This window comes from Polaromonas sp. P1_E1_2, from assembly GCF_056406035.1.
The window spans coordinates 1-5,105 of record NZ_JBFUAZ010000288.1 but is presented as its reverse complement, the minus strand read 5'-3'; the positions used below and the strand labels follow the sequence as shown (position 1 = coordinate 5,105).

General features: G+C 62.3%; 4 protein-coding genes and 1 pseudogene. 2 read left to right on the top strand and 3 right to left on the bottom strand.

Annotated features, from left to right (window positions below):
* Together AC1D1P_RS13860 and AC1D1P_RS13855 are read right to left on the bottom strand one after the other, a co-directional pair.
* Nucleotides 1–256, bottom strand: a pseudogene (locus AC1D1P_RS13860) (response regulator); the annotation flags it as partial.
* Between the two features lie 47 nt (nucleotides 257–303).
* Nucleotides 304–1,605 carry a sensor histidine kinase gene (locus AC1D1P_RS13855; protein WP_477668561.1) on the bottom strand — a complete coding sequence of 434 codons (1,302 nt, stop codon included), beginning with the start codon at nucleotides 1,603–1,605 and terminating at the stop codon, nucleotides 304–306.
* A gap of 90 nt (nucleotides 1,606–1,695) precedes the next feature.
* Between AC1D1P_RS13855 and AC1D1P_RS13850 the strand changes: the two genes are divergently transcribed.
* Both AC1D1P_RS13850 and AC1D1P_RS13845 read left to right on the top strand, forming a co-directional pair.
* The gene (locus tag AC1D1P_RS13850) at nucleotides 1,696–2,364 is read left to right on the top strand and encodes a helix-turn-helix transcriptional regulator (RefSeq protein ID WP_477666524.1); all 669 of its coding nucleotides are present in this window, start codon (nucleotides 1,696–1,698) and stop codon (nucleotides 2,362–2,364) included.
* A 79-nt stretch (nucleotides 2,365–2,443) separates the two neighbouring features.
* Nucleotides 2,444–3,211 (top strand): type III pantothenate kinase, encoded by a 768-nt coding sequence (locus tag AC1D1P_RS13845; RefSeq protein WP_477668560.1) that lies wholly within the window; start codon nucleotides 2,444–2,446, stop codon nucleotides 3,209–3,211.
* A 141-nt stretch (nucleotides 3,212–3,352) separates the two neighbouring features.
* On the opposite strand, the gene AC1D1P_RS13840 is transcribed toward AC1D1P_RS13845, so the two are convergent.
* Nucleotides 3,353–4,885: a wax ester/triacylglycerol synthase family O-acyltransferase gene (locus AC1D1P_RS13840; protein WP_477673385.1), complete on the bottom strand. Its 1,533-nt coding sequence runs from the start codon at nucleotides 4,883–4,885 to the stop codon at nucleotides 3,353–3,355.
* Between the last annotated feature and the right edge of the window lie 220 nt (nucleotides 4,886–5,105).

Below are 5,105 nucleotides of genomic sequence, written 5' to 3'. Positions count from 1 at the left end.
CTTCCCGCCAGTACTGCAGGATTTGCGGGATCAGGGCCGTCCCCTCGCGCCATCGATTGATGATTTCCTGCTGGCGCCAGGCATCCGCTTCCCAGCGCACCGGCTCCTGGAGCAGCAGGTCTATACACGCCACCGGGCGCAGGAACAGGCGTACATGCCAGTCCAGCGGCATGACTTCCGCGAGCATTTCGAGATAATCCGGGTCGTCGTCCAGGAAAACCACGCCTCCGGGACGGCGGTAAAGTGCAAAGGACATGTTGTCAGTCTAGCGCGGGTTGTCAAAAGCAAATCATGTGCAAGGTATCAGGCCGTAATCGGCAGCTCGATGGTAAAAGCAGCTCCCACGGCGAACTCTGATTTCACATGAATGGTGCCACCTGCGCTTTGTACCACTTGCTGGCAAAAGGCCAGGCCCAGGCCATGCCCCGTGCCGCGGTTGCTCGAGAAGAACGGCTTGAAAATCTGCGGCAGCAAGGCAGCGTCGATACCCATGCCCTCATCGGCCACCATGATGCGGCCGCGCGCCTGCGTCCTGCCGACTTCAATGCGCAGGGCGCCGTGCGGGTATTTCGAGTCAGCCGCCATCAGGGAATGCAGCGCGTTCTTGATGAGGTTGTCCAGCACCTGGGAAAACTGTGTGGCGGAAGAACGGAAGGTGAAGTCATCGTGAACAAGCACCCGCACGCATTCCCTCTGGCGACTCGACTGGTAGGGATACGCCGCCACGACATCCTGGACCAATTTGCCGGCCGCGACCTGTTGGGTATGCCGTGGCAGCTGCAGCAGCTTGGCATTCGCGATCTGTGTGTCGATTTGGTGGTTCATGTTTCGAACCAGTGCGTGAAGGCGCAGCGCCAGTTTGTCCAGCTGCAGCGCGCGCGGGTTGTCGGGCTGGCGCTGTACCTCCAGCTGGATCGCATCGCCCAGCAGGGCTGCCGTCGACAGCGGCGTGCGCAGCTCGTGCGCCATGATGCCGATGGTAGTGAGCGTGCTGGAAAGCTGTTCCCGCCGCAGGTTGGCCGAGGAAAGGTTCAGCACCAGCGCGATCGACCAGGCAAACGCAAATACCACGGCATGCACGGTGCGCTGGTCTTCCGGCAGGGCGGGAACCGCCGGCCCCACGTACAGGAACATGACCCAGGCCAGCCCCCCCCCAGTGATGGTGCCCAGGGTCGCCAGGCGCCAGTCAGTGACATGGTAGTAGATCAGCACCATGGCCGCCAGGGTGGCCAGCCACACGGTATTGCTGCCGTTGCACAGGTACATCCAGCTGAACAGGACCGGCAGTTCGAGCCAGAACACCACACCAAATACCCGTTGCGCCAGCCGGCTTCCCGGGTCATGGTTGACGCGTTTGGTCATCAGGCTGTAGCCCAGCACGCTGGCCACGACGCGCAGCGGAAGGTTTTCATAGGGCTGCGGCAGCCAGACCGACCAGATCCAGGCGAACAGGGCGTTGCCCGAAAAAAAAGAAAGACCCAGCCACCACAGCCGCCGCGGGGATGGATGCAAAATGGGCTCCAGGGGCGCAAGGATCAGTTCCTCGCGCAGCCACTGAAGCAGGGGACGCCGCGCAAGCCACGCGTGAAAGCGGGCGCTCCTCACGTTAAGAACTTCTCCAGCACAACCGGGAACCTGACTGATGATGCATTTGACATTTGACTGTATTGTCCCGGTTCTTATCTCGTCAAGCTAATGCTGTTACCTGCCAACTTTGACAGCGTCAGCCTGGACGGCGTCATCAGCGACTGGCTGTGCGCCCTTCGCGAGTTCTCGGTCGAAGCGCTCATGGTACTGGGCCCCGACCCGTTCGGGGGGCAGGAAGACCGGCTGGTGCTGGCCATTCACCCTCCGCGCCTGCTGGATGCCGCCGAGGCCCTGGCCGAGAGCCGGGACTTCGGCGCCCCGTGGCGCGACTCCGACGCACCTCTTGTCGCCTGGCAGGATATTTCCAAAACCGCTTTCGAAAGCCTGGGCCGCTGGCGCCGGCTGTGGCTGGCTCACGGTTACCAAAGCGTGGTGCGCATCGCCTTTCCGTTGACGGTGGGGCGGGCCTTTGAATGCTACCTCTTCAGCCCGCGCCAGTGGCATGACCGCAGCGAGGCGGCCTTGCTGGCCTGGTCGGCCCTCAACATCTGGCCGCTGCTCAAGCGCGCGCTGGCCGAAGCGCGCAGCCCGCTGAGCCCGCGCGAACTCGAATGCCTGAGCCTGGCCTTCCAGGGGATGACGGCACGCGAGACCGGCGAGTTGCTGGCCTGCAGCGAACGCACGGTGAACTTTCACCTCTCCAATGCCATGACCAAACTCAAGGTCGACAACAAGCTGGCCGCCATCCAGCGCGCGTGCTGGTTCGGATTGATCTGAGCGTTCTTTGCCGCGTCTACTGGAAAACCTGTAGGCCTGCGCCTGCAGGTGCGCTTCAAACCTGTTCATAATCCGCCAAATGACCTTCCTAGCGCTTGACGTGGGTAACACCCGCCTGAAATGGGCCCAGTACGAAGCCCCTGTGCCCAAGGCCAAGCTGCTGGCGCAGGGCGCGGTGTTTCTGGAAAACATCGACAAGCTGTCCGAAGAAGAGTGGGGCGGCATGCAACCTCCGTCGCGTATCCTCGGCTGCATCGTTGCCGGCGACGCCATCAAGCGGCGTGTGGTCGAGCAGATGGAACTCTGGGACGTGGCGCCGCACTGGGTCGTTTCCAGCCCGCATGAGGCTGGTGTCACCAATGGCTATGACCATCCGGCCAGGTTGGGCGCTGACCGTTGGGTGGCCATGATCGGTGCGCGCCACCGGCTGCTGGCGCGCGGCATCAACAAGCCTTGCGTGGTTGTCATGGTGGGTACCGCCGTGACGGTCGAGGCGATCGACGCTTCCGGCAAATTCCTGGGCGGCTTCATTCTTCCAGGCCACGGCATCATGCTGCGCGCGCTCGAGTCCGGCACGGCCGGTCTGCACGTTCCTACCGGCGAGGTGCGCGACTTTCCCACCAATACCAGCGATGCGCTGACCAGCGGCGGCACTTTCGCCATTGCCGGTGCGATACACCGCATGGTGGAAAACGTCGCCCGCCACTGCGGCGAAACACCCGAATGCATCATGACCGGCGGCGCTGGCTGGAAGATGGCGCCCAGCATGTCGGTGAAGTTTGAGCTGGTGGACAGCCTCATCTTCGACGGACTGTTGGCCATCGCCTCACAGCGTTTTGCAGCCTGACGCCTTTTCCGCGCGGTGGAGTTGCTGCGGGATGTGCTATCAAAAAAGTAGCTGCTTGCGCCCGTCGTTATTGGGCTAAGGCCATAAAAATCTCAAAAAATTAACCGGAGCTTCCTGGCAGCTGCGACGCACAGCGAGGGCTCACTCTCCCCAAGGCAACATCAGCGTCACGATGGACAGCTTGGCGAACTCCGGCACAAACTCATCGATGATGCGCTGCGGCTCCGGGCACAGGGTGCTGTCGGTGATCACGCCGAACTGCACGCCGCCGCCGTAGCTCAAGATAGACACGCCCAGCCCCACGTCGCCCGACTGCGGTACCCAGAACATGCTCTGCTCCAGTGTCGAGCCGCAGAACTTGAGCTTTTCGCGCGGGCCAGGCACGTTGGTCATCACAGCCGTGGTTTTCTTGGCAAAGAGGTTGAGCATCACGTCCTGCGCCGGCTTGATCAAAAGGCCTGCCACCGCCAGCAGGCTGAAAGCCAGCAACGGCTGGTAGCTGCCCTTGAGCGCAGCCATGCGCCGGCGCACCTCGTAGACGCGCTCGATCGGATTCTCCACCCCGATGGGAAGCACCAGCGGCACCAGGCCGAACCGGTTGCCCAGCTTGTGCGCCTGGTCCAGCGGCCGCAGGTTGACCGGCACCATGGCGCGAATCTCCTGGCCCGCCACATCGTCACCGAAGGTTTTCAAATATTCGCCCAGGGCGCCGGCCACGCAGCTGAGCAGCACGTCGTTGATCGAGCAGTTGAGTGCCTTGCCCAYGGCTTTGACCTCGTCCAGCGGAATCGGCTGGCACCAGGCCACTTTTTTTGCSCCGCCGGGCTTGCCTTTGAGCCGGGTCTTGGAGTCGTCGGGCATCAGGGCCAGCGCGGCGCCGTCCTTGAGCACCTGCATCAAGACCTTGGCCATGTCCATGGAGCCGTGCATGCCGTCTTCCATGCCCTTTTTGGGGTCACCCAGCATGCCCAGCGAGCGCGCTGCGCCTTCACCGACGGCACCCAGTGCCTTGACGGTGATGTCGGTGAAGGGCTTGAGCAGGGTGTCGGCAATCCAGTCTTCCGTGCCGGTAGCCGCCGCAGCCTTCTTGCGCCGCTCAGGCGGCGGCGTGCCGCCATCGACCAGCGACATGGTCACGGAGATCAGCGCAATACCGTCCGCGATGCAGTGGTGGATGCGCACGATCATCGCGCTGCCCTTGACGCCATCGGGCCCGGTGTAATCCTCGATCAGGTGAATTTGCCACAGCGGGCGTTTCGGGTCCAGGCGCTGGGTGGCAAGCACGGCCACGCGGTCCTGCAGGGCCTGCTCCTGGTTGGCTGATTTGGCCAATTTCTCCTGCACGACATGGTTGGCCAGGTCGAAGTTGCGGTCCATCACCCAGGTGGCGCCGGCGGCGTCTTCCATCACGCGCTGCTTGAAGCGGTCGTACTTCAGCAGGCTGTTTTCGATGCGTTCGCAGACGGCTGCGTACCTGACGCCCGGCGCAAGCTGCCACACGCCCACGATCATCATGAGGTTGGCATCGTTGTCCATGCGCAGCCAGGCCGTGTCGACCTTGCTCATGCGCTCCCCTGAAATGCCCAGGGTTCCCGAGACGGCCCGCTTGACGTTCTTCTGGACGTTTTTTGCCACTTTTCGGCCTGCGGCCTGAGCGGTAACGCGTGTAACCATGAGCACTCCCTAAAACCAACTAAATTACCTGTCGGAAAGAATTTTCCGCCGGGCCGCCCCCAAGGAAAATTAACCCCCTCGGGGGGCAGCGCATTACACGTAGTGAAAAGCGTGGGGGTAATCCTCTATTTTGGCCGTAACGGCCTCGCTAAGATACCGGGCAGTTACCCCAAGCCACCTCATTGGTGACCCACTTCTAAAAACGGAGATTTCTCATTTC